The 25,680-nt window shown below is 39.8% G+C and carries 22 protein-coding genes and 2 riboswitches; all 22 genes read left to right on the plus strand.

Going from position 1 to position 25,680, the window contains the following annotated elements; genetic code table 11:
• The first annotated feature begins 3 nt into the window (after positions 1 to 3).
• The 22 genes from G613_RS0112555 (at position 4) to G613_RS18090 (ending at position 25,628) form a co-directional block, all read left to right on the plus strand.
• On the plus strand, positions 4 to 1,818 hold the full coding sequence (locus tag G613_RS0112555; protein ID WP_029232964.1) for a DUF262 domain-containing protein: 1,815 nt from the start codon (positions 4 to 6) through the stop codon (positions 1,816 to 1,818).
• Between the two features lie 203 nt (positions 1,819 to 2,021).
• Positions 2,022 to 2,609 (plus strand): DUF1643 domain-containing protein, encoded by a 588-nt coding sequence (locus G613_RS0112560; RefSeq protein ID WP_029232965.1) that lies wholly within the window; start codon positions 2,022 to 2,024, stop codon positions 2,607 to 2,609.
• Between the two features lie 11 nt (positions 2,610 to 2,620).
• Entirely contained in the window at positions 2,621 to 3,712 is a 1,092-nt protein-coding gene (locus G613_RS0112565) for a macro domain-containing protein (RefSeq protein ID WP_029232966.1), read from the plus strand.
• 116 nt (positions 3,713 to 3,828) lie between these two features.
• The gene (locus tag G613_RS19705; protein WP_029232967.1) at positions 3,829 to 5,109 is read left to right on the plus strand and encodes an ADP-ribosylglycohydrolase family protein; all 1,281 of its coding nucleotides are present in this window, start codon (positions 3,829 to 3,831) and stop codon (positions 5,107 to 5,109) included.
• On the plus strand, positions 5,106 to 5,777 hold the full coding sequence (locus G613_RS0112575; protein ID WP_029232968.1) for an SIMPL domain-containing protein: 672 nt from the start codon (positions 5,106 to 5,108) through the stop codon (positions 5,775 to 5,777). The genes G613_RS19705 and G613_RS0112575 overlap by 4 nt, the downstream gene beginning before the upstream one ends.
• Before the next feature lie 99 nt (positions 5,778 to 5,876).
• Positions 5,877 to 6,524, plus strand: a complete 648-nt coding sequence (locus G613_RS0112580; RefSeq protein ID WP_029232969.1) for a hypothetical protein — start codon at positions 5,877 to 5,879, stop codon at positions 6,522 to 6,524.
• Positions 6,525 to 6,527: 3 nt separating this feature from the next.
• Positions 6,528 to 7,565 (plus strand): hypothetical protein, encoded by a 1,038-nt coding sequence (locus G613_RS0112585; RefSeq protein ID WP_029232970.1) that lies wholly within the window; start codon positions 6,528 to 6,530, stop codon positions 7,563 to 7,565.
• Positions 7,566 to 7,853: 288 nt separating this feature from the next.
• Positions 7,854 to 7,929, plus strand: a riboswitch (cyclic di-GMP riboswitch).
• A gap of 190 nt (positions 7,930 to 8,119) precedes the next feature.
• Positions 8,120 to 8,770: a 3'-5' exonuclease gene (locus G613_RS0112590; RefSeq protein WP_029232971.1), complete on the plus strand. Its 651-nt coding sequence runs from the start codon at positions 8,120 to 8,122 to the stop codon at positions 8,768 to 8,770.
• Positions 8,768 to 8,843, plus strand: a riboswitch (cyclic di-GMP riboswitch). Its footprint overlaps the gene before it by 3 nt.
• A 158-nt stretch (positions 8,844 to 9,001) precedes the next feature.
• Positions 9,002 to 12,799: an InlB B-repeat-containing protein gene (locus tag G613_RS0112595; RefSeq protein WP_029232972.1), complete on the plus strand. Its 3,798-nt coding sequence runs from the start codon at positions 9,002 to 9,004 to the stop codon at positions 12,797 to 12,799.
• A 65-nt stretch (positions 12,800 to 12,864) separates the two neighbouring features.
• Entirely contained in the window at positions 12,865 to 14,886 is a 2,022-nt protein-coding gene (locus G613_RS0112600) for a hypothetical protein (RefSeq protein WP_029232973.1), read from the plus strand.
• Between the two features lie 4 nt (positions 14,887 to 14,890).
• Positions 14,891 to 15,289, plus strand: a complete 399-nt coding sequence (locus G613_RS0112605) for a hypothetical protein (RefSeq protein WP_029232974.1) — start codon at positions 14,891 to 14,893, stop codon at positions 15,287 to 15,289.
• Between the two features lie 101 nt (positions 15,290 to 15,390).
• Positions 15,391 to 15,738 (plus strand): helix-turn-helix domain-containing protein, encoded by a 348-nt coding sequence (locus G613_RS18755; RefSeq protein WP_029232975.1) that lies wholly within the window; start codon positions 15,391 to 15,393, stop codon positions 15,736 to 15,738.
• Between the two features lie 83 nt (positions 15,739 to 15,821).
• Entirely contained in the window at positions 15,822 to 16,370 is a 549-nt protein-coding gene (locus tag G613_RS0112615; RefSeq protein WP_029232976.1) for a hypothetical protein, read from the plus strand.
• Between the two features lie 180 nt (positions 16,371 to 16,550).
• Positions 16,551 to 16,766, plus strand: a complete 216-nt coding sequence (locus G613_RS0112620) for a hypothetical protein (protein ID WP_029232977.1) — start codon at positions 16,551 to 16,553, stop codon at positions 16,764 to 16,766.
• Positions 16,767 to 17,179: 413 nt separating this feature from the next.
• Positions 17,180 to 17,347, plus strand: coding sequence for a hypothetical protein (locus G613_RS19710; protein WP_196805061.1), 168 nt, complete (start codon positions 17,180 to 17,182; stop codon positions 17,345 to 17,347).
• Between the two features lie 333 nt (positions 17,348 to 17,680).
• Positions 17,681 to 18,214: an RNA polymerase sigma factor gene (locus G613_RS18760; RefSeq protein ID WP_029232978.1), complete on the plus strand. Its 534-nt coding sequence runs from the start codon at positions 17,681 to 17,683 to the stop codon at positions 18,212 to 18,214.
• A 463-nt stretch (positions 18,215 to 18,677) separates the two neighbouring features.
• Complete coding sequence (locus tag G613_RS0112635) at positions 18,678 to 19,058, plus strand: type II toxin-antitoxin system PemK/MazF family toxin (RefSeq protein ID WP_029232979.1); 381 nt, start codon at positions 18,678 to 18,680, stop codon at positions 19,056 to 19,058.
• An 8-nt stretch (positions 19,059 to 19,066) separates the two neighbouring features.
• The gene (locus G613_RS0112640; RefSeq protein WP_029232980.1) at positions 19,067 to 19,315 is read left to right on the plus strand and encodes a DUF6870 family protein; all 249 of its coding nucleotides are present in this window, start codon (positions 19,067 to 19,069) and stop codon (positions 19,313 to 19,315) included.
• A 130-nt stretch (positions 19,316 to 19,445) separates the two neighbouring features.
• A complete protein-coding gene (locus G613_RS0112645; RefSeq protein WP_029232981.1) occupies positions 19,446 to 21,143 on the plus strand; it encodes a recombinase family protein in 1,698 nt (565 codons plus the stop codon).
• Positions 21,127 to 22,395 carry a recombinase family protein gene (locus G613_RS0112650; protein ID WP_029232982.1) on the plus strand — a complete coding sequence of 423 codons (1,269 nt, stop codon included), beginning with the start codon at positions 21,127 to 21,129 and terminating at the stop codon, positions 22,393 to 22,395. The genes G613_RS0112645 and G613_RS0112650 overlap by 17 nt, the downstream gene beginning before the upstream one ends.
• The gene (locus G613_RS0112655; RefSeq protein ID WP_029232983.1) at positions 22,379 to 24,091 is read left to right on the plus strand and encodes a recombinase family protein; all 1,713 of its coding nucleotides are present in this window, start codon (positions 22,379 to 22,381) and stop codon (positions 24,089 to 24,091) included. Before G613_RS0112650 ends, G613_RS0112655 begins: the two co-directional genes overlap by 17 nt.
• A complete protein-coding gene (locus G613_RS18090; RefSeq protein WP_035774726.1) occupies positions 24,078 to 25,628 on the plus strand; it encodes a recombinase family protein in 1,551 nt (516 codons plus the stop codon). The genes G613_RS0112655 and G613_RS18090 overlap by 14 nt, the downstream gene beginning before the upstream one ends.
• Positions 25,629 to 25,680 lie beyond the last annotated feature (52 nt).

Consider the following 25,680-nt stretch of genomic DNA (forward strand, 5'->3'; position numbering starts at 1 on the left):
ATCATGGATAATACAAATGTATTTGTAAAAAGCGAGGTGCATCCTATCAAGATGTTATTTCTTGAGAAATTTGATGTTGATTTCTATCAGAGAGAATACGTGTGGGAGAAGAAACAGATTGAAGATCTGGTAGAGGATCTTACAATTGAATTTCTTAAGAACTGGACTGAAGGAGATGCTTTACCTAAGGTTAGCGAGTATTCACCCTATTACATGGGAGAAATTGTACTATCAGAAAAAGGCGGAACCCGAAGCGCAATAATAGATGGACAGCAGCGTATAACTACCGTAACCCTGTTGCTGATTTATTTGCAGCGAAGGTTTGGATCTGTGAAAGGCTTTCCTGCAGATATCAGCAAACTTATATATGATGATTATTTTGGACAGCAGCTTTTTAACCTTGATATTGAGGAAAGAAAGCCTTGTATGTTGTCGCTTTATGAGACAGGAACATATAACGTCAAAGATACGGATCCAATTTCAGTAAGAAATCTCGTTGATAGGTATCAGGATATAGATGAGTGCTGGAGAACAGACGATATTAACGAAACAAATATTGTTCCTTTTATGTATTGGCTAAAAGAAAAAGTCATGTTTTCAAAGGTGTGGACTAATAGTGATGATTTCGCCTATGTCATCTTTGAAACGATGAATGACCGTGGATTGTCTCTTACACAGGTAGAAATGTTACGCAGTTACATGCTTGCCAATATCGCAGTTGAAAAACGCGATCAGGTAATGAAGGAGTTCGATGGAATAATAAAGCGCCTTGCCGCAATAAATCTTTCTTCTAAATCTAAGGCTGAGTTTGAGTTTTTTAAGATATATTTCAGATCACATTATGCTCAGAATATGTCTACAGCTAAAAATGTAGGCTCTGACTTTGTAAAAATTGGTAAGGAATTTCATAGGTGGGTCCGTGATGAAAGCGAAGAATTGGGACTCAAAGCATCATCCGATTATATTGACTTCATGGATAAAATCATGTTCTTTGCCAAGACATATATCCATATCATGGATCTGATCGAGAACAGAAACGTTAATGAATACCTGTATCTGATTGTTAATTCTGATTATGGATTTACGCTACAACCTGCTCTTATCATGGCGGCAATTTCCTACAATGACACTACAGATACAATCAATGAAAAGATAAAAGTAGTGACAAAGTATCTTACAAAGGTTTTGTCATGGAGAATTTGGAACCATTGGTTGATTTCTCAGAACCAAATGGAAACAAAAATATATGAACTATGTAAGCAGATAAGGGATATGTCACTTGAAGATTTGAAGGCTTATCTTGAGACATATCAGATGGATGAAAACAGTCTTGACGGCAATTCTCCAAGACTGAATCAGCAGAACAGGCCAAAGATCAAGGTGTTGCTTGCTCTTGTTACTGAGATAGTGGCAAAGGAATCTGGTACCTCTGACTATATGCTCAACAAAAAAGAGATAGAAGTGGAGCATATCTGGGCAAATCATTTTGAACAACATACTGATGAGTTTGATAATGAGAGCGATTTTGCCACAGCAAGGAACAATATTGGGGACCTCTTAGTGTTGCCCAAAAGTTTCAATGCTTCCTATGGCGATGCAACATATGATGTAAAGGTTAAGCAGTATTTTTCTCAGAACATATTGGCACAGACGCTAAATCCTCAGAAGTATGAGAATAATCCGGGATTTTTGTCATATGTGAATAATTCTGGTCTGCCATTTAAGTCATATGAAGTATTCAAGAAAGCTTCTATTGATGAAAGAACAGATCTCTATAGGAAAATTCTCGAATATGAGTTTAAGGAATTCAAGGGTTGATTAAACATGCTATCGACCATTTTGAGTGAATACTAATATAAAACGAGTTCAAGCCGATGCGAGGGAACCGGAATTCGGTTTGCATCGGCTTGTCTTATGATATGTAAGGACATCCCAAAATCCTTACAAGAGGTGAAACTATCGTATCATTGTTTCACTGAAAATAGTATTAAATTCAGATAAAATTTAAACGGGGAAATGACATGAAAATAGACAAAAGAATGCTGGATGATATTCCGGCATGGCTTGAAAAACAGGGAGATATTCCATACGGATGGCTTTATATTGGGGATGAGAAGGAAAGATACCTCCTGGGACAGCCTGGTAGAAGGAACATGCTTGTGTTTGGCGTAAATCCCAGCACAGCTTCTGCAGGAGAGAATAACCTGGATCCTACAATCAAAAGAGTGAGGAAGTTCGTTCAAAAGGATCCTTGCTGCGATGGCTGGATCATGGCGAATCTTTATCCTCTCAGGGCAACTAACCCTGACGATCTTCCTGCTAAGGCGGATAAAAATCTCATAGAGAAGAACCTAAAGGTCTTGGAGGCTCTTCAGAAGTCCTACTTCATCGACAAAGTTTGGGCTGCTTGGGGCGATCTCATTGATTCAAGGGATTATCTTGGCAATACCCTTTACGACATACAGGATACGATAAAAGAGGCTGAGTGGTACTATCTTGGAACTACAACCAGGTGTGGCAATCCCAGACATCCGTTGTATTTAAAGGGAGATTCAGAGTTTCAGTGGTTCCCGGTTTTTGATTACGCCTGCGAGTGCAAGGATAATTGATGAGGTAAAATATGCCATTTCAAATTATCAGAAATGATATTACAAAAGTAAAAGCGGATGCCATAGTAAACACTGCAAATCCCGACGTGTTTATCGGAGGTGGTGTTGACACTGCGATATATAATGCTGCAGGCAGAGAACAGCTTCTTGCTGAGCGAGAGAAGATAGGAGAACTTCCACCCGGTGAGGCTGCAGTTACTCCGGCATTTAATCTTGATGCGAAGTACATAATACATGTCAGCGGCCCCAGGTGGGAAGATGGAGAACATGGCGAGTTTGATATCCTGCGCAGCTGCTATGAGAAGGCACTTAACTTGGCTGTGGAAAAAGAGTGTGAGAGCATCGCTTTTCCCCTTATTGCCACAGGAGCCTACGGATTTCCAAAGGACAAAGCCTTGCAGATAGCAACTTCTGTGATTCAGCAGTTCCTTTTTGAAAATGAGATGTCAATTATCCTGGTCGTTTTCGATAGGAAGGCTTTTGAACTATCTGGCAAGGTTTACTCGGATGTTCAGGGATATATTGATGAGAATTACGTAAAGCGCAGCTACCGCAAGGAATATGGTGAACGCGGAGAAAGAAACCTAAGGCTCCGGGCTAGCTTTGATCTGGATGATACCATCATAAATACTGTAGAGGCTGATGGATGTGATGAGACCGGAGAAGATAGTGTGTTAGCGGATGAAAAGCTGATGGAGCCGGTTATGATGGCTATGGCCCCTGAAGGTATGAGCCTTGATGAACTTCTGGATGCACCGGCACAGAGCTTCCAGGAAAAGCTCTTTTCCCTGATTGATAAGAGCGGGCTGGATGATGTTACGGTTTACAAAAGAGCTAACATTTCCAAGAAGGTCTTTTCCGATATCAAGACCAAGAAGAACTATAAGCCAAGCAAGAAGACGGCAGTAGCATTTGCCATTGCCCTTGAGCTGACTATGGATGAGACGGCAGATCTTTTGCAAAGAGCGGGGATAGCCCTATCGCCCAGCAGCAAGTTCGATCTGATAGTCGGGTACTACATAAGCCACGGAATGTACAACATAATGGAGATAAACACGGTTCTGTTCAAGAATAATCAGGAGTGCTTAGGAGCCATAAAATAAGGATTTTTCAAGGAGAAGTAAAAGTCACCTGCCAAGTGACCACTTCTCCTTTTTGTTTTTCTATACTTATCTCATAACAAGAGGGTAAGCGAAGAAAACGCAGATAGGAGGCAGATATGTACGGAGCGATTCTTGGAGATATGGTGGGAGCACCTTATGAATTTGACAGAGGTAATAAGAGTAAGGATTTCGAGATGTGGAACAGAAAGGTTCGTTTCACGGATGATACAGTTATGACAATAGCAGTTGCGGACGCGATCCTGACCGCAGGAATAGATGCAGAGGAAAAAGAGATAAAGAAGGCCCTGGTTGAGAAAATGCAGCAGTGGGGCAATCGCTATCCTAATTCAGGATATGGTGGAAGGTTCATACACTGGCTTGGTTCCAGAAATCCTAAGCCTTATGGCAGCTACGGTAACGGCTCAGCAATGAGGGTATCAAGCGTTGGATGGTTTTACGACACATTGGAAAAGACAAGAGAAGTGGCCAGATGGACTGCGGAAGTAAGCCACAATCATCCTGAAGGAATAAAGGGAGCTGAGGCTACAGCATCCGTGATCTTCATGGCAAGGCACGGCGCTCTCAAGGAAGAGATAAAAGAGTACGTGGTAAAAGAGTTTGGATATGACCTCAGCCGCACCTGCGACGAGATAAGACCTGGTTACTACCATGATGAGTCCTGTCAAAAGACAGTGCCGGAGGCAATCACAGCTTTTCTTGAAGGCGAGTACTTTGAGGATGTGATAAGAACAGCGGTTTCTCTTGGTGGTGACTGCGACACACTTACCTGTATTGCAGGCGGAATGGCAGAAGCCTTTTACGGAATCCCTGTAGGAATGATCCAGAATACCTGCGATAGGCTTGGAGAAGACATGATGGAGGTCCTTAAGGATTTTGATGAGCAAAGGAATGGCTCCAGCGTGGATCCTTTTCTTGAGGGGAATGAAGTTATAGCGGCATCAATAGAGCAGTTCAGAAAAGAAACAACTAATGAGAACCTGGCGGTTGTTGCCGGCGCTTTCTGCCAGAGAATTAAGGCAGGCGGAAGATTCATAGTTCCAGTAATTGCACCGGATGCGCTGGTAAACATGGTGAATCCGGAAACTGCTAAGGTTGGCGATGAGTTCACATCAGAGGAAGAATTGTCCTTCAAGTTTCAGCATTTAGAAGGTGATGATGGCGAGATCTGGGCCGTGGCTTTCACATCCAGACAGGAGTATTTAAAGGGAGCTTCTTCAGACACGTTGGTTATGGATATTGAGCAGCTTCTGGAAGGGTTTGCAGATGACGTTGGCGAAACAGGAATCATCATCAATCCTTGGGGCGAGAATTTGTTACTTAGAAAAGATTTGATTAAGGCGATAGTTAAGATGGCGAAGGAGGATAAAGAATTATGACAAACGAAAGAATAATCAAAGTAACTGGTAAGGGCAATCTCAAGGTTAGACCTGACATGACAAGAATCACAATTACCTTGGAGGGGCAGAATAAGGAGTACGACAAGACTCTTGAGCAGTCGTCAAAGGATACGGAAGCTCTGAAGGACATTCTGGAGAAACAGGGATTTGATAGATCTGATGTTAAGACCCTTATGTTCAATGTAGATACCAGATATGAGAGCTATCAGACCAGAGATAAGAGCTGGAAAGAGCGTTTTGTAGGGTATGAGTTCAAGCATGTAGTTAAGGTTGAGTTTGATTCCGACAATGCAAGACTCGGCAAGATCCTTTACGCTCTGGCCGATGCTAAGGGCATCCACCCTGATTTCAGACTCAGCTATACAGTAAAAGATTCTGAAGCTTCCAAGAATGAACTTCTTGGCAAGGCTGTTGCAGATGCCAAGGCAAAAGCTGAGGTTCTTACAAAGGCTGCAGGCGTGAGCTTAAAAAATGTCAAGAACATTGATTATTCTTGGGGAGAGATACAGTTTGAGTATTCTCCAATGCACAGGGATATGATTTGCAATGCAGTATTGGCAGAGGGAAGTGGCTCCTTTGATATGGACATCGAGCCGGATGATATTGATGTTTCTGATACTGTTACTGTTGTGTGGGAGATTGGGTGATGCTAGAATTCTGCAAAAATACAGTGGCTATAATGTGCATGACCATTTTATGCTAAAATAGAGATTACAAAACGGTATTTCTTGTAGAGAGGTTTATTCATGTCAAATTATAATAGCTCCCTGATTGAAAGCCTTGATGATGAGGCTTTTTCTTTTGTAAAGCACGAATTGTATAATGTGATTTCTTACAAGTATTTAAAAGAAAGTGATATCAGGAAAATTGATCTTATAGAAGAATTCTTTAGATTAACAAGTGAATTGCGCTCAGATTCTGAGCTCGTGGGTGGAACGATTGAATTATATGCAACACTATTAAATGACTATATCACTGATATGGCGAAATGTATAAAGGCTTCTCCTGCGGCTTCATTTAGAGAACGGGCACTAGAAGCATCATCTATAGAATCAATTAAATCAACGGATAGGAAGGATATACTTCTTGAGGATGCACTTGCGATTTTTGTATCTATTCTGAGAGACAATTTATCAAATAAAACCCAAAAGGATTATAAAGGAGCAACTGAGATTTCTCTTTCTGTATGTAGAAAAGATGCTGACATTATAACCGGTTTATTTGATCCTGCGCATGGCGGCGCTCCAAGAGCAATAAAAAGATCCTATAGCAAGAAACCATTGGCTAAGGAGGTATCTGGGTACCAAGTGAAATACCGCGTGGAGTATTTCGTTTTTGTAAGTATTATTAGATTGGCTGCAATTCTGCAGGATATGGGAGAGTTTGAGGAATAATATATGAGCACCGAAACAATTGAAATCATTGTAGATAAAGCGCTTGCAAAAGCTATAAAAGAAAAAGGTCTGGCTGAAATTGTCTTAAGACAGAAAAATGCAAGGTTTAAATCGATGGTAAAATGCAGCCTCCCGAGCGATACTTCTGAAAAGGTTTTAGAGAAGGCATTAGAGAAAGCGTCGGAACACATTGATGCAAAAAAAATAAGAAAAGGGTTAGCAGATCTCAGAAATGCAACCAATAGTATAGATAGTAAATTGTCGCTGTTCACTAATTCAATCGATAATATTTCTGATAGTGTGACAAGCCTAGCCAAAGCAACTAATGTTGTTAAAGCTGTTTCTTTTCTAAATGTTGCAATGACGGGAATTAGCATTGTTACAACCGCTGCTGGAATAGCATATTTATCGATGCAGTTGAACGAGATTAAGAATGATCTTCAGACTGTAACACAAGGGATAGAGAAGCTTACTAACATTGAAAAGAGTAAGATGACTGAACAATATAATGAGCTTGCACTAAAAATTCTTAACCTTAGTCAGAAAATAGCAGACAAGGAACGTGTCCCTTTGCATGTATATGAAGATCTTCTTGCTCAATTGAATCCTTTTATTTTGAAGCTGGTAGAGAATGCTAAAGATGATTCATTTCCGTTAATGGATATAATGCGAATTATTATCCATTTGCTTCCGGCTTATACTATGGTTTTAGAAGAGTATACTAAGGCATACTATGCGGAAAAAGAAAAAGTTCCCGCTATACAAGGACATTATGCAAGTTTGTATGATAGCCTTGATGATGAAGCCCTATTGAAGAAAATATATGAGCATGTGTTTTTAGTGGAGAAGCTTTCATTCAGAGAAGCAATTGATACTGTAAATATGCATGAGCTTATGCTCTTGCAGCAGAAGCAACAATTGGAAGATACAAACACGTTTTTAACATCTTCGCTTACTAAAGAAGAAAAAGAGGCGGTTGTGGAATCGATAGATAAGTATTCTGAAGCTGCTTATAACCAGTATGTTGCAGCTATGGCATAGTGTTTGGGATGATCCATATAATGCAGAACGAGGAGTTGATCCAAGAATTTGGCAGCTCCTCGTTTTCTTATGAATGAAGGAGAACCTCAGTTAACTACATGGAGAAGATCAATCGTATCATTATTCCTATGTGTGTTTTGACAGACGCTTCTTTTATCACTTTTTTCAAACGTTTTATTTCACCAAAATCAGAAAGATAACATTATGAAAGTTGCCAATAATATTATGTATTGTATTGGGGCTATAGATTAGAATAGGCTTATCAACAAATATCATTAGGACGAAAAATCAATACAAAGGTAAAACCGGAGCGATCCGGCGACACAAAGCTATAGGGACTCAAAAGAGTTAGCCAGTTGCAATCATCATAGGAGCTGGCAATCAGCTCCAATTTTTTTACTCAAAAAGAGCACAATGTGTTCAATGTCAGTAATTATGGGCGTTCTTATGGGCGTTTCAAGCAGTCCGGATTATAACCCTTCTTAATTGATAGGATAGTATCATCAGATACAGCAAACCGAAATGAAAAGCTATTTTAGAGTCAGGAGGCTATAATGAAGTACGCGGTCATAGATCTTGAGATGTGTAAAGTTCCTAAGGGATATAAGAAGTTCGGTTACAAGTGGTGCCAGGAGACAATTCAGATCGGAGCAGTTCTTCTTGATGAGGATTATGAGATTGTAGATGAATTCAATACTTATGTAAGACCTGAGTATGGTCACATTGACTGGTTTATTGAGAATATGACCGGAATATCACAGGCGGATGTTATGACAGCTCCTTCTTTTGCCGAAGCTCTTGAGATGTTCCTTGATTGGTTGCCATATGATGATGTTAGATGTGTATCTTGGAGCAATTCGGATCCTAAGCAGATTGTTCATGAAGTAGTAGCCAAGGGCATTGAGGACGAGCGCCTTGAGATTATCTTTGCTAACTGGAAAGACTGCCAGAAGACCTTCGGACAGAAGATGGGCAGAAAGAATGCTTACAAACTGGAAGAAGCACTTATTGCATCGGATATCATCCCGGAAGGCAGAGCACATGATGGCCTGGCAGATGCATATAACACAGCACTTCTCTTTGCTAAGCTGGATCAGAATCCTGATTATGAGCTCAATGAGTTCTATCAGACTGCAAGGAATGAGGAGACTGAACATCTGAGCTTCTGTATGGGCGATCTCTTTGCTGGAATAGTTTTGGCGTAAATATTTAGGTAAAACCGGAGCAATCCGGCGACACAAAGCTATAGGGACTTTTGTAAGTCAGCCAGTTGCTATATAAAGGAGCTGGCGACAGCTCCACTTTTATTGGGAATAGTTATAAAATAAAACTCTTTTTATTTACTGTTTATATATTGTTTATCGGTAAATGGTAAACTTGAATTATAAATTATAGTTAAAATGCCGTGGTATGGCCTTAACTAAGAGGATGAGTATATGAAGAATAATTCTTTTAGAACAATAGGAGCCTTAATAGGACTGATAATTGCTATTTTATTTGCATTTTCATATGATGCAGGGATAAAAAGCTATGCTGGCGATACGAAATACTATCCTACTAGAGTAATTTATGAAAATGGAGATACCTTCAGCATGACAAAAAATGCTGTTGTTAGCGATGTCACTTACGGCAAAAATATTGGAACGTTTTACATAAAGGGAGCAATTACTCGTGAGTCAAATTATAAGGAAACACAAGCTTATGCCGCAAGTGGAGATGTGACCTTTGGATATTCATGTAATCCTGAAGAATATGAGATTACAGATCATGGTAGATGGATGTACTGGGGGTCGGACGCAAAAACGGCAGGAGATATTAAACTTTCAAAGAAAATTGGGGATGGAACTATAGTTATTCAGAAATCAAACGATGGAAAAACATGGGTAGATGCATGCGATCCAGTAAGAAACGTTTTTTCAGATAAAAAGATTAATCTTTCTGAAATATACAAAACAACAGATTCAGACAGGAAGAATGGCACATATTATAGGGTTGTTGTTCTATATGAATTGTTCAGAGAGGTGAATCCTCATGAAGGATGGTTTGGTAAGACTGACTATGATATTGAGGTTAAGTGTTGTGCAGAGGAGCATATTTTCTATATTACTTATGCTGAAAATCCTTTGATTATTTATAACCTTAAAGATAGATCCCGATTATCAGATAACGCGAGTGTGGAAGAAGGCTTTTTTATAGATCTAAATGGAGCAAATGCATCAGTATCTGTGAAGAAGGATAACGGGACACAGCAGACTGCCAAATCAAAAGATAATTTTGTTCAACCTGGGACTTATACGATTAGTATTACATCACCACTTGGGGATTCTTTTACAAATACTGTTACTGTCAAGGGAGGCTTATCTACCTACAATGTGAATGGTAAAAAATATGAAAATCCAGAAAAGTCAGGTTATGTGCAGCAAAATGAGGTTGCTTCCGCTGCCATAACCTCACTAAAAGTTACACAAAAATCAGGGACAACCATAAAAACCGGTACAGTAAACAATTATCAGGCGTATGGTATAACCGGTAACGAAGTAAATCTTTTTATGGCATTAAAGAGCAATAAAGAGGTTAAATCTACCGGATGGGAAATTGTTAGCGATGAATGGGGGAAAAAGGATAAGCAGAATATAGCAGATGTTCATACTGGTACTATGGGATCAGGGGCATTGATAGTTCAAAAATCCTCAGATGGTAAGAACTGGAAACAGATTGAAAATGAAAGATATGCATCAGGATTACATACTACGGATTATGGCAATAACTATGCTGGTCTTGGTGATGTTCTTGTCTATTCACCTGCCGGAAAAGATGTTTTGAATGGTGTATATATAAGGGTCTGGTATGCCTATGAAATCAAGAAAATTGATGGTAAGGAAAAAAAGCGTTGTCTAGAAAAATATGAATTCTATTTATGTAGTGATGAACTTGATTCCATAACGTTTCATAATCTGTCTGCAGAAGGAAAAGTAGATGAAATATATGGAGAAGATTCCAACATAGACTTGCAGATGTACAAAACTGCTGAAACTATGGATACTGGCGCGGTTACCGTTACTGGATTTACAATTGACACATCACTTAATCCGACAGTCAAATACACTGTTAAAAAGAATGGAGAGGTCATTGAATCTAGTAAAAATCAAGAATACAAAGAAACTGGTAGATATGATATCAGATTAAATAGTGCTGTTGGATCAACAAAGGATGTTACTTTGTATGTTGATGCTATGTCAAAAGACGAGTGCATGAAAACATATTTTGGAAATGGTTTTATAGATGGAAAGCGTATCTATGATAAAACCGTGAAATATCCGGTATATGAAGGAGGAAAGACAAAATATTCCTTTTTGAAGGTTAACGACAATTACCAGCCTTTGTATGGAACAATTGAAAATCTAAGAACCAAAAAACAAGAAGAGATCAGTGCGAGCCGTACAGCAAAAACCAGCACACTTACAGAGCCTGGCGAATACGTTGTTACATTAAGTAATAATCCAACCTATAAGACTAACAGTCCGTCTGGAGATAACAAGACCATAATGTTCCACTTTTACATAATTGAGGAGGGAACAGCTCCTGGGCCTCAATGCAATTATGAAAGTCTTGCAGAGTGGGAAAGAAAGAGTATCAGCGGAATCCATCACATTTATTATGGTATTTCATTTCGTAGTCTTGGTAATAGGAGATTTACAGAGGTATTTGCGACTAAAGAAGATGCTGTTTTATTTGCTTATGAGCGCGAAGGTGGAACTGTAGAAAAGCAGAGTGATGGCTCATATTTATATGCTAGTGCTGAAGATTCTACACACAAAAAGAAATACGATTCTCTGTGGGAACTTACTGAGGCATATCAGCAGAGCGCGGATGCTACAATAGAAAAACTCTATATTGATCCGTCATCGATAGATACATATATAACTCTGGATCCTAAGGAAAAAACAGATGATCTTGAGGCATTACATCTGGAACAGAGTATTATGGTATTCCCAAAGGGTAAAGGTCAAAGAGAAAAAATGGAAATAGAAGACGCTTTACCAATTATAAACAACAAGCCATACGCATATCAGAATGATGGAGGAAAAGTTAAAACTGAACCAGAGTATGAGCCTTTCAAATTTGTTAAGGATAAATATGGCGCGGATTCATATTCAGTAAAAATAACTGACGCTAGCGGAAAAGAATTCCCGATAGCTTATGGAACGAGTGTTGCGGATCAGCTTGAGAAGCAGGGATGTGCAACTGGAAAGGTCACAATTACAGAAGAAACAATATATGGAGATGCTCGTTCATACGAAGCTGTTTATTTTGCGAAGGGAACAAATACTGCTAGAGTTGAAGTTTCATACTTTGAGGGAGAGCAGGAAAAAACTGCTGTACTATCGCAGGATGATGCTGGAATAGTAATCAATGCGGACGCATTTTCTATAAAAGACATACAAGACCAACTGGATCCATATAACATGGTTATAATTTGGAACAAGGATGAGCAAGGGGTTATTCCAGACGCTTATGAGGCTGGACAGGAGATACCAGAGACATGGTCAAATGATGGAGAATATGAAGTTACTGTAGTTAATAGGATTGGTAATAAGTATTCATTCACCATAGACATCGAGAACTCTGTTTATACAACTATATCTTTTAAAGGGCAGGGAACAGATAACTTCCAGAAGATACTTGCCAAGAGGGGTGATAAGGATGTCAAACTGCCAATTCCAAAGCGAGAAGGATATGAATTTGCTGGTTATAGCGACGAGGAAGGCACAATTTATGAGGATGTTATAAGTCAGATTACATTCAACGGAAATAAAATACTTAGCCCGACGTGGAGGGTTAAGAAAAATAGCATTCTCTTTGAGGATGAAGATGGTAAAGTAATCGACACTTTGGAAGTTGAGTATGGAGCTATAATAGATCTTCCTGTCCCTGAAACATCTGAAGATATTAAGTTTGAAGGATGGATGAAAGACGGGAAGCTCATAATGGATAGCACATTTGAAGTGACCGAAGACACGGATTTAGTTTTGGTTGCTAAGTATTCTGAAATAGAAAAGCAGAGTAATGTGCAGAATGATCATTTGGAAGAAACAGGTAACCAGCAAAAGATGGATGATAAAGAAGAACAAGATAATGCTTCCGGTGGAAGTGCGGCTCCGATAGTAATAATTGTGATGTTGTTAGCAGCAGTAGGTGGAGGTGCATTCTATTACAAGAAAAAGCATAGCTGATTGTAGGAAAATGCTTTGGATCTGAATAATAGTTATGTCATTATTCGATGGAAAGGATGGGAAAAATGATAATCTCAAAGAAGCTATACAAATACATATCATTTTTGCTTATTCTAAGCGTGCTCGTAGGTTGTCTTTATGGTTGTGGAAAGCAAAGCGATGAGATTCCAGAACAAGAAAACGAAGTGCAGAACATAGACACTGCTGAGATTGCAAAGACTATAACTGATCAGATTCAAGAAGAAGTTGAAGAATACGAGGCTGTACAGGAAAAGAATGAGGAACTGATTGAAGCAGCACAAGATAGCTTAGATTATTTTGTTTATAAAAAGCTATATGACGAGTATTCTGCAGCTTATGATACTTTTGATGCCGCAATCAAATTGCCTGATGGGTCAGAAATCTATGGAATAGGCTATTCAGATTTATCAAGCTATTTAGAAACTGATGATGGTTCAAAAGGCTTTTTCCCGGCAGGATTCCTTACTGATGCAGGAGATGTTGTCATAACTGAGGATGATATTGAAAAGGGACTTGAAGTAGAGAATCTTTCATATAATGACGGAAAATACGGATTTGTATTAGCATATAAAACAGAACCATACTTAGAGCACTGTGTTATAAATGGCAAGTACCTTAAATATGGAATTGATGATAATGGCGTTATTGTACATGAAGAAAGCGATTTTTCTAAAGATGCCTGTGATACAGAGTTGGGGGCGCTATATTCATATGATGAGAACAAGTATGTATATAACCCAAATGTCGGAGAGCATGTTGAACTATCTGGGCAATCTCTGTTTGAAAGCGTTGACTTCAATGAACTTCAAGCTGAGATTAATAGAATTTTAGATGAGCAGGATTTCAATTTTTCATCAGTAGATGTAGATACAACATTGAAATTTGCGCAGGAAGCAGTCGATAAGTATTTAAGCCAATTCCATGAAGAATCATTCATGGGGGTTGATGTCAAAGTTCTCCGCGAAGAAGTAAAAAAGCTGGATCCCAACCAGTGCATAAGATTTACCCCTAACGGAAATGTCATAGTAGACATAGATGAAAGCATACCTAATGAGCCCACTGCAATGGCTAAATGGGTGGTGGGAATAAGTTGCGGCATAGCGGTTGCCGGTAGCATAGCTTTGGGTGTTTTCGTTCCGGCGGCCACGCCTGTTTCAGGTGCTATTTGTGGAGCGGCTATTGATGTATTTATGCAAGTAGTTATTGAAAATAATGCTGTAGAAAACATCAACTGGGGCAAAGTTGCAATAGCTTCTACCTCAGGTGCACTGATGGCATGGGCCTGTCCGTTGGGCGCTGGAGTGATTACACAAGGTGTGGCTACAAAAACAGGGAGTGCTATTTTAGGAAGATTAGCGGGATATGGCTTTTTGACATTTTCTAATGCAGTTGTCTCTGGCTCTACAAATGCTGCATTTGCAGCGATTGACAAGAAAAGCAGTGAAGAAGTTTGGGATTCTTTTCTGATTGGTGCAGCAGTAGGAGCGTGTTGTACAGTTGCAGCATCAGCCTTAAGTGAATTGGGGCACGCTGGAATGAATGCGCTTAGGAATACTCATCCAGAGAACTGGTTTATTAAGCTGACAGATGGTGCTTCACAGACATTTGCAAACTTACCCAAGTTAAGATTTAGCGATAAGGTTGAAAGTGTACTTGTGCCAAAATCTATTTATGAAGCATCTCAAGCTGGTGTTAGAGAGTATAATCTTCAGGCAACGTTAAAAGCAGGCAAGAAAGGCGGAGCTTACAGTGATGTAAGATTAAATAGTAATGGGGATTATACCCAGGTTCATGAAACGCCATCTTTTGACTCAACAGGAGCGGATGTTAGGAAAGATGGCCCTTCAATTAAGATGACGAAGGAAGATCATATGCAGACCGGCAGCTATGGGAATTCTAAAAATGCTCATGAGTATCGTGCTATGCAAAAGGAGTATATAGATAACGGCAATTATCATGATGCTATTCAGATGGATATTGACGATATTCATAGCAAGTTTAATGATAAATATGATGATGCTATTGAAGAAATGTTAGAATATGCGAAAACTATAGGGTGGTGGTAAATTTATGAAAATTATAGAAGCAAAGCCATTACAGGAAGTGAATGGGGTAAAGTTTGGGTGCAACAGAAAAGCAGCTAGAAAAGCATTCGGTCCAAAATTCAAAGAGGTTAAGAAGACTGTTTTTTCAAAGAGTACCATGGATGCTTATGACGACTATCATGTTTATTACACGCCCGATGGGGAATTTGAAGCAATAGAGATATTCGGTGATGTAACGGTCATAGTGAATGGCAAGACGGTATTCCCGGGAAATGTAAGAGAGTTAAAGGATATTTTTTCTGAAACACAGGGGGATTCTGATGGGTGGATTGATCAGAATAATTCTGTAGGAGTTACATTGTCTCAGGATAATGGAGATGTCATTGAGGCAATATTGTTCGGATGTGAGAACTATTATTCATGATTTACTTGCATTCAACTAACACGTCCAAAATTTAATAATGATGGTTGCTTTATCACCTACTATTTACTTACTACAATTTAAGTAAATGGTAGGTGATTTTTATGAGACTAAGTAAAGGTGACGAGACACTTGAAATTGGTCTTAGACTTGAGGATGTCAGGAAAAATTTGGGTTATTCTCAACGGATGATGGCCAATGAACTTGATGTAAGTGTACAGCAGTATCAAAAGTACATATCCGGTGAAAGCACGATATCCGCAGATAGGTTACTGATGCTATATAGAAAGACGCCTTTTGATGTCAAGTATGTTATTACGGGGGAGAAAGAAGAGGACAGCAAGGCATTTACATTTGTGCTTTCTACTTACAGTGGAAGAAACCGAGACAATTTCTTAAAGGGCATGTGGATGTATCTGCAGAAGATCACAAGCTTGGTTATGGAGAATTAATTATTAAGAAGAATGGGGAATAGATCCCTGTTCTTCTTTTTTTTATATGCTTTTTATGACTTAGTGAAAGGAGTGAGGTTGTCATGAGCAGGAACAGAGTATCATCACATGTGATTATTGTGAACTTTTGTACTCAGCTGGGAGTTGAGTATAAGAGCATGGTAAAGCTGATCAGGCCGCTGCTTAAGCATTATTTCATGGGTAGAAGCGAAGAAGAAAATATAAAGGCGCTTGTAACTATCGATGCAAGAAAAGAAGCTGTCCGAAGGAAGTTTATTAAAATGGCAAAGAATCCTGATGATTACACTGAGACTGATAAGACAGTATTTGCAGTTGCTGTCGCGTGTTGCTCATGGTATCCGGAAAAGTCGGCTAAGCTTCTTACCAAAATGGAGGATATGGTTCCGGATGGGAAGGAACTTGTATATATTCTCAACTGCGTATATCTCGAAGGTGATGGCAGGACAGATCTCTCGATGCAGAATGAATTACATATGTCTTCAGGAACCTATAACAGACGAAAGGACGATGCGACTGCATTATATGGAGCATTGATTTTGGAGTATGCCATTCGAAGAGAAAAAGAAGAGGTGGCAGCAGGCAAAGTTCCGCCTCCAGATTTTGAATTATAAGTTCTTTTTTATTTTTTCTGTTATAAGTGGAGAGTGTTGGAGTGTGTTGGAGAGTTATGGAGTATACCGGAGCATATCGGATAATGGTGTAGGTTGACGGATAATCTTGATGAGTTTTCCGCATGGAAATTGTATATAATATCGTTTGGAAAAAGTGTTTTAGGAGGTTGTTTTTTAGGTATGGAGAAAACGGAAATAGTGTTTCAAGAGCGGAGGCAAAAACCGCAGGGGTATCATTGCCCGGCTTGTGGAACTGAGCTGAAGAAATCAAGTTCTAAGGAAAAGAGCTTTGATGATCAGGCCAGATGTCGCAAGTGCGGACGGACTATTATTATTCAGCAAAGACCTACTTGGCTTATGACGTTTACTGACAGAAGATCGCAGTGCAGGGGATAGCTGCTTCTTAGCTGTCATAAACATAAAATGAAATATTGTTGATGAGCTGCTTTTGAAGGCGTTGGATCCAGCTGGGGACTGGAAGGCTCGCAATAAAGTGGCAAGAGTTTGTTGGCGGCTAAGAACGACATGAGATCGTTGAAAGGCGAAGCAAGACATTGAAATACCTTTAGGGGTATTCTGTTTTGCTTCGTCTTTTTTTATTTGTCAAAAACTGAATATCGCTTCGTTTGGCTGTTTACGAGGTTAGCAATAAATGATAATTGACGCAAGAACATCTGTTCGATATAATTATTTCATCGCTATCTTAGGTACAAGTTCACGGGTAAAAGTGCAAAGGAAGAATGAAACTATAATCAACGGTCAGTTTGACATTCCCTTTTGGCTGGCCTCTGTAAAGGAGGCGAAAATGGATGCACGAAGTGCATGTGGCTTGTCCATGTTGTAAAAATAAAAGGTTGTTTGATGCAGATCCGACTGCAGTAGAGGGTATCATCAAGATCAAGTGCCCCATCTGCAAAGCGGTTATTGCAGTCAGCTTCCACCACAAATCAGTTCGTACTGAGCAAATCGGCGCATGAGAAATCATAGCGACCAAAGCCTGACGAAGTTTAGAGAGACTATCTCTATTCTTTGTCGGGCTTATTTTTTTGCCTTGGTTTCCATAGAAAGCTACAGTTCATGCGGCTTTCTATGGGAGTCTAAGGCTTCCAGGTAACAAACAAATTTCATATTGGTTCATGAAGCGCAGTGAACAGGATATGAACATACAGTTTTTCTTAATTCCAGAAATGGGATGGAAAAGCGTATGTCTGTACCCTTTTGTTCTCTGCGCTTTTTTGTTCCATGAACCTCAGAGATAAGGCTGTTGCTCATATTCTGTTCCTGCCTCGTGACCGGAAAGCGAGGACAGAATGACAGGAACAAAAGTAGTGGCGGCAGTGGAGTACTCAGTAATCGATCTTAGATACGAGTACCCGGGATTTGTAGGATCCGAAAAGTATGCGGTGATATCAGATCTTAGCGCAAGAGAAATCGAGAAGCTGTATGGAGATGAGTTGAAGCCATATATTCCATACGTTGTGCTATCAGTTGCCGAAGGTGATGCAATGAAGGAGTTTTTCAGAAATGAAGATAAGCATGCAAAGAGACAGAAGCGATCAGTTGATGCTTTTGGTTATGAAGAAGGCATAACTGAGATGTGTCATGAGGAGCTTATTCAAGACAATCTATTCGATGTTGTCAGTGACCATCTTGATAAAGAAAAGCTGTTTGCTGCTATGTCGAAGCTCCCAGATGTTCAGAAAAGAAGAATTGAAATTCATTTCTTTGAAGGACTTTCTATTGGAGAAATTGCAAATAAGGAAGGGCACGCAAAGTCTACAGTTCATGAGTCTGTCAGCGCTGGACTTAAGAAATTGAAGGCTCTTATGGATGAGGCAGGATAAATAATTTTAAAAAATTCTCAAAAAACACCCGAACGATTTAGTTCTCCCAGTCCAAATAAGTGAAGGGGTTAATAAATCCCCTTCACGAACCTTCAAAATCGAATAGTCATTCATCAGGTACGATCCTGCATCAGATGTGACAACGTCAGCCGAAGCAGCCGCTCGCCATGTGCGAGGAAGCGCAACTGCGACAACCGGACAGCAACCGGGGAGGCGATGAAAGATGCAGAGATAATGAGACTTCAGTCGAAGGACTGCTTGGCGAGAACCGCGGAGGGGTGAGATTCCCATGGAGCTGTAGCTACAGCCGCCTGATGATTTCCCAGGACTATTTTAGTCCGCTCAGGGGGCCGAGGGCGAATATGAGGAACATCATATAAAAATTGGTACGACCGGCTGCGGCTGGTCGTTTTACATAGAAGGCTTAAGAAGCTTCTATAAAAACTACGAAAGGAGAAGCTACATGCTAAGTGAAAACTGGAATTATCGCAGAGGCGATATTTACCTGGCAGATCTTGGTGAAGGGACCGGAAGCGAACAGGGAGGAATAAGACCTGTAATTGTTATCCAGAATGATGTTGGAAATTTCTTTTCCCCAAACATAACCATAGTCCCGGTGACATCAAAAGATAAGAAGCCAGGTCAGCCAACTCATTTTGAGCTGGTAAATGCCAGAGGCTTGTCCACGAGATCAACAGCGCTAGGTGAGTGTGTTGAAACTATATCCAAGCAGCGGGTTATCAGGTATATGGGCAAGCTGAAGAAAAAGGAACTTAAGGGAGTAGAAGAAGCGGTCAAGGCGCATCTCGGGTTCTATATTCCGGAGAGTATTGAAGCGCCGTAGGAGGGTGTATGACAGCAGAAGAGCATAAGAAATTTTTAGAAGCAGATTTTGATGATGTTAGCCTGGACAACCTGGTGGACATCAGCAAGATCAGGATTGATAGGAATAGAACACAGGAAAGAAGGAAGAAACAGTTTCTTAGGGCAGCAGGCAATCCGTACCTTGTTAAGGTTGGGGATACAAAAGTGAAGATCAGATTTGCAAACAACGGAGTATCTTTTGAAGATGCTTTTGAAAATTTGCTTCTGATGTCATGAGGTGAGAATCGACAAGCTGGTGTATATCAGGTGTTTATGTTACTGTTTGCGTAAAGCAAGAAGTTAACTTTCTATAACACCGGTGTTGCCAGCTTTAATACATATACAAATGAATTGAAGGAGGCAACATATGAACTATTCTAAAAGGATCTATCACGCCGCCATGTATCTGAGATTGTCTCAGGAGGACGGTGATGTTTCCAACGCCAAGAAGGCAGAAAGCAACAGTATTTCTACCCAGAAGGCGATGATCAAACAATTCCTTAAGGACAAAGATGACATCATCCTTGTTTCAGAACGAGTAGATGATGGATATACGGGCAGTAACTTTGACAGGCCTCAGTTCCAGCTGATGATTGAGGATATCAGAAGAGGTGTCGTTGACTGCGTTATTGTAAAAGATCTTTCAAGATTTGGACGTGAATACATAGACTCCGGTAATTATCTGGAGAGAATCTTTCCGGCACTGGGAGTGAGGTTCATTGCTATCACAGATAACGTGGATAGTATCAATGACCAGCAGAACGATCTTTTGATATCTTTCAAGAATCTTTTGAATGATTCCTATTGTAGAGATATCTCAATCAAGATCCGAAGCAGTCTTGAGGCCAAGAGAAAGGATGGAAAGGTCGTAAGCTCTTTCCTTCCATATGGATATATGAAGGATCCTAATGATAAGTACAAGGCTATTATCGACGAAGAAGCAGCGATGGTTGTCAGAGAGATTTACAAACTAAAACTTAATGGCATGAGCATCAATCGTATAGCAATTCATCTGGAGAATAAAAAGATTCCTTCCCCATACACTTATAAAAGATTGAAGGGACTCAATTTCTCAAATCCTTTTGCAAAGAATGATAATTGCCCCTGGAATCCGAGCACGGTCAGATTCATCCTTACCAACCGAATCTACGTTGGGGATCTGATTCAAGGAAAGATCACGACTCCAAACCATAAGGTAAAGAAGCACTACGTTAAGCCGGAGAATGAATGGACAGTATGCAAGGATAATCACGAACCTATTATTGGGAAAAGAGAGTTTGATCTGGTACAGAGATTACTTGGCATGGACACCAGGACATCACCTTATGAGGAAGTAGTATATCCGCTGAGTGGGCTTGTTATATGCCCTGATTGCGGATTGGGCATGGTAAAAAAGAATATTCCGGTAGCAGGAAGAGAGTATCACTACTATTTATGCAACACAAATAAAAAGACAAAAAAGTGCTCAAGTCACAGAATTCGACAGGAAAAGTTGGAATCAATCGTACTTAAAGTGATACAGACCTTTATAGAAAACATTCTTGATATTCAGAGAATCCTTAAGTATCTGAAGGATGTTCCTCTTCAGGAGATAGATATAAAGGAAATTGAAAAGAAGAAGGAACTTAAGATCAAGGAGCTTAGGAGATGCAAAGAACATAGAAATCTCCTGTATGAAGACCTTAAGGATGGCACAGTGTCTCAGGAAGAGTATAACGAGCTTTACGAATCCTATAACAAAAGGGCCAGAAATGCTGAGGAAATGATACGAACCTACGAGCATGAGATCAGAGACATTATCGAGAACCGATCAGATAAGTTTAAATGGATTGATTATTTTGCAGAGTACCAGAACATACAGGAGCTTACAAGAATTGCTGCTATTGAACTTATAGACAAGATTATTGTTCATGATAAGAACAAGGTTGAAGTGGTTTTTAACTTTGATGACATGTACCAGCAGCTTATTTACGCCCTTGAAAAGCAGGGAGAAATTACCGGTGTAGATGAGAATGGCAGAATACAGCTTGCTACAGGAGAATTTAGTGATGAAACGAAAATATAAAGTTGGTGTATATGCACACTATGATCCTTCATCTTATGAGGAGGAAAAGCATACCAGTCTGAAGCGTCAGCTTCGGACGATACATAGTTTTTTAGATGCGGACAAGGACTTTGAAGTAGTTGAGGAGTACCTGGATACAGGGGACAGATCCAGCGATAACGAGGTCTTTGAGAAGCTGCTCTATGATATCGATGAGTACAAGATTGACTGCGTTGTTGTCAGAAGTATCGAAGTGGTTGGGCGCAACTATCAGGAAGCAGTGGATTTTCTTTCCAAGTACTGTCCGTTTGCGGAAGTTCGTCTGATAGCAGTTAAAGATAATTATGACTCTGAAAAGGACAACAAATGGACCTGGAAAAGAAGATATCATTTGGCAGATGAGACAGTAAGAAGATCCCTTAGCAGGAATATCTTTGATAGCAGAAACCGCAATTGGGAAGAAGGTAAATACCATCTGGGCCCTGTTCCTTATGGATACATCAGGATCGACAATCGTTTATATATTGATCCGGATACAGCGCCTATTGTGAAGAACATTTTTGAGAGATATCTGAGAAATGACAGGGCATATGAAATTGCAAGGGATCTCAAGGAAATGAATGTGTTGTCTCCTAGAGCATATGAAGTGTTTCAGAGAACAGGGCAAGTTACTGACAGATATAACTGGAAGGACTGCACTGTCTGGAGAATCTTAAGAAGCAGGTTCTATGCCGGAGATACTGTTCATACGCAACATAAGAAACATCCTGATGAAGAAAGGGCAAAGCAACATCTTGATAAAGAGGATTGGATAATTGTCCCTAATACGCATGAGCCTATTATTTCCAGGGAGATGTTTGATGAAGTACAGGAACGCATTGCTCAGATAAGTGCGGGAAAGATACTTCCTAAAGGATATTCAGGACCACGAACACATGGTGTTTCCACCAACTGCTATAAAGGAAAGATATTCTGCGGTGTATGTGGAAGACCTGGAAGCTACAGAACAGATGGGAACTACATAGTTTATCGTTGCCGAAGTATAGATGTTAAGGCTACCAATTGTGGCACACGACCGGCACATCTTAAGTATATTAACGAAGCTGTGATAGATGTTCTAAGACTCAGATATGGCTTATGGATCGAGGAACTAACCCAGGAGCATATAGATAAATATGTAAGAAAGATACTGTTTTATGGAAAAGACAGCATCTACGTTGAACTTAATGACGATCACATAGAAGGAGATAGTACAGATGGCAAGGAAAAGTAGAAAAGTTAGCATAGATTACAAACCGGAAGAAAAGGAAAAAGAAGAAGTTGTTGTTATTCCCGCGAAGCAGGAACTTAAGCCTCTTTCGGAATTTGCTGTTTACAGGGCCGGTGTATATGCCAGGCTCTCCAGTGAGAAAGAAGAGGATAGGGAGAGAGGCTCAATCGAGAATCAGGTTCTTATCTGTAAGAAGTTTGTTGAGACACAGGAAGATATAGTTATCCAGAAGCATTACTATGACATCTCTATGACTGGTACCAACTTTGACCGTGCTGGCTTTGAAGAGATGATGGATGATGCAAGAAAAGGCTTTATAAACTGCATCATAGTTAAGGATCTTTCAAGACTTGGAAGAAACTATGTTGACGCAGGCAATTTTATTGAGAGGATATTTCCATTCCTTGGCATTAGATTCATAGCAGTTAATGATAACTATGATTCGGATAAGAACGATGGCTCTATGCTTCTTGGAGTAACCAATATCCTTAATGAGATGTATGCAAGAGACATATCAAAAAAGATACGAGCATCTTACAGAACAGCATGGGAAGATCAAAAATGTGTTGCCGGAAAGCTTCCATATGGCTACAAAAGGGATCCGGATGATAGTCACAAGATGATTATTGATGAAGCAGTTGCTGATAATGTAAGACTTATTTTTGATGATTACATAGCAGGGAAAAGCTGTGCAGAAATTGCCCGTGAATTAAATGATAAAGGCGCACTGACTCCTGAGGAATACAGGAAATCTCTCAGAGGTGCCAAATACAGGAAAATAAATTGGCAGGGACATAATGTAATCAAGATTCTTGATAACAGAGCTTATACCGGTGATGGTATTCACAATAGATACTATACCAGCAAAATTGGGCAGAAAGTTATGCGGGAAAACCCTAAGGAAGAATGGATTATCAATCCCAACGAGCATCCCGCAATAGTCAGTTATCGCACATATCAGCTGGCTGAAAAAGAAACGAAGAAGAGAAGAGAAAAAGAAGTCATTAGTCCCGGAAAGTATTCTGCAAGACATCTCAATTTCTTTAAAGGAAAAATTTTCTGTGCTGATTGTGGATCAACTATGAGTATTGGAAAAGGCTGGGCCAGAGTCAATTATTTCTGTTCGGGCCATGCTTCAAACAGAAAGTTTTGCACACCTCATACAACATGGGACATGACAGTTAATGATCAGGTGCTTAGGGTTATACATACACATATCAATGTTTATACAGATAACCTGGCACTGATAAAGAAAATCAATAGCAGGAAAGATAATGTTGAACAGTACACTATCTTCAATAAGGAAGTGAAACGCCTTCAAAAAGAATTGGACAGACTTGCAACTGACAGACAGCGTTTATATGAGGACTATGTTACTAAGATCATTGATTCTGAACAGTATGTTAAGTTCAAGAAGGAATACGAAGAGAGGGAAAAGTATTATAAGGCAGAATATGCTGAAATGTTTGAAGCCAGAGCAAGATACGATACTAAATATAAGACAAATAAAGAGTGGGATGACTTAATCAATTCATTTAGGGATAAGCGCCTTCTGACCAAGAAGATGGTTGATGCTTTTGTTAAAAAGGTAAGCATTGATGAAGATGGAAATGCTGAAGTTGAGCTCGTATATGACGACATGCTGGCTGATCTTGTTAAGTTTGCCAGAGAGAGGGAAAAAGAAAATGAAAAGAATTGATCCAATAGTGGCTTTGTACATAAGGCTGTCAGATGAAGACGAGGATAATGATGACGTAGTTAAAAGAGAAAGTAATAGCATAACGAATCAGAGATTATTGCTTCGTCAGGTTGTAAAGAATCACCCGGAGTTTAAAGGGATGACTGTTGTGGAATATGCAGATGATGGGTATTCAGGAATGAATTTTGGAAGGCCTCAGTTTAATCTGATGATGACAGAACTTATGCGTGGAAACATCTGCTGTGTCATAGTAAAAGATCTTAGCAGGTTCGCCAGAAACTACATAGAAGGCGGGAACTATTTGGAGAGAATTTTCCCAATGTATCATGTTCGTTTCATCGCTGTTAATGATAATTATGATAGCAATGATTACATTGGTATGACCGGTGGAATGGAAATGGCATTTAAAAACTATATGAATACCATGTATGCAAGAGATCTCTCACTTAAAGTGGTTTCAGGGAGGAACATCATGGCCAGGGAAGGCCTGTTTGTCGGAGCTCACGCGCCATATGGCTATAAGAAAGATCCTAAGAATTGTCACAAGTTAATTATAGATGAAGAATCAGCGGCTATTGTCAGAAGGATTTTCGAAGAGGCAGCAGCCGGCATAAATAAAAGCGCCATTGCCACATATTTAAACAATGACGGTGTTCCAACAGTCATAGAATATCAAAGATCACAGGGGCATGGAAGAAAGTGGGTCATTGAAAAAGAAAAGAAGCTTTGGACCATTACTACAATTAGTGACATGCTTCGAAATAAAGTATACATAGGAACTACTATTACTAATAAGTATAAGCGATTAGAGGTTGGCTCTCACCGTCAAAGGAGGACTCCGGAAAGTGAGTGGATTGTAGTTGAAAACACTCATGAAGCAATTGTAAGTAAGGAGCTTTTCCAAAAGGCAAATGAAGTAGCATTCACTGGTCAGGGACAAAAGAGAATGGAACCAGGAAAACCGCGGTTGTTTATCTGTGGTTCTTGTGGAAGAACAATGGGATTTACCGGTAGCAATATGGCTTATAGGTGCGCAAGAGCAAGTAGCTCAGGCTTACCTGAATGTAAACTCATAAAGCGTAAGCGATATCCTTTTGAAGAAGAGGTGCTTGCGACAGCAAAGAAAAAAGCAGATGAGACGAATGTTCAGCTTAAGAAAGACATCGCCACCTGGAATCACAATATAAGAGAATGGAAAGGTACCACTGAGCTGCGTGAAAAAGCAGAGAAGCTTTCTATAAAGAAGCTTAAGCTCTATGACCAGTACAGGGAGGGGAAAATCTCCAAAAATACATATATGCAAGCGTCTGAGAAAATCAGTGCCAAGCAGATGGAACTGGCAGATCAGCTTGCAGAAATAGATAAGAAGACTTATGAAGCAAACAGAAATCTTGCAGCAAGTGTTGATGTTAAGACAACACTTACGGAGGTAAGAAAGCTTGATTCATTTGATACAGCGGTCTTGAAAAAGATAATTAAGTATGTGAAGGTATATGAAGATCACATCGAGTATGAATGGGCCAATTTTGTAAAATGAAAAAGCGTTCAAAAAATGCCTTAAATGAGTCTGGATTTTAGGTCTGCGAATA

The sequence above is a fragment of the Butyrivibrio sp. VCB2006 genome (assembly GCF_000420945.1).
Taxonomy (GTDB): domain Bacteria; phylum Bacillota; class Clostridia; order Lachnospirales; family Lachnospiraceae; genus Butyrivibrio.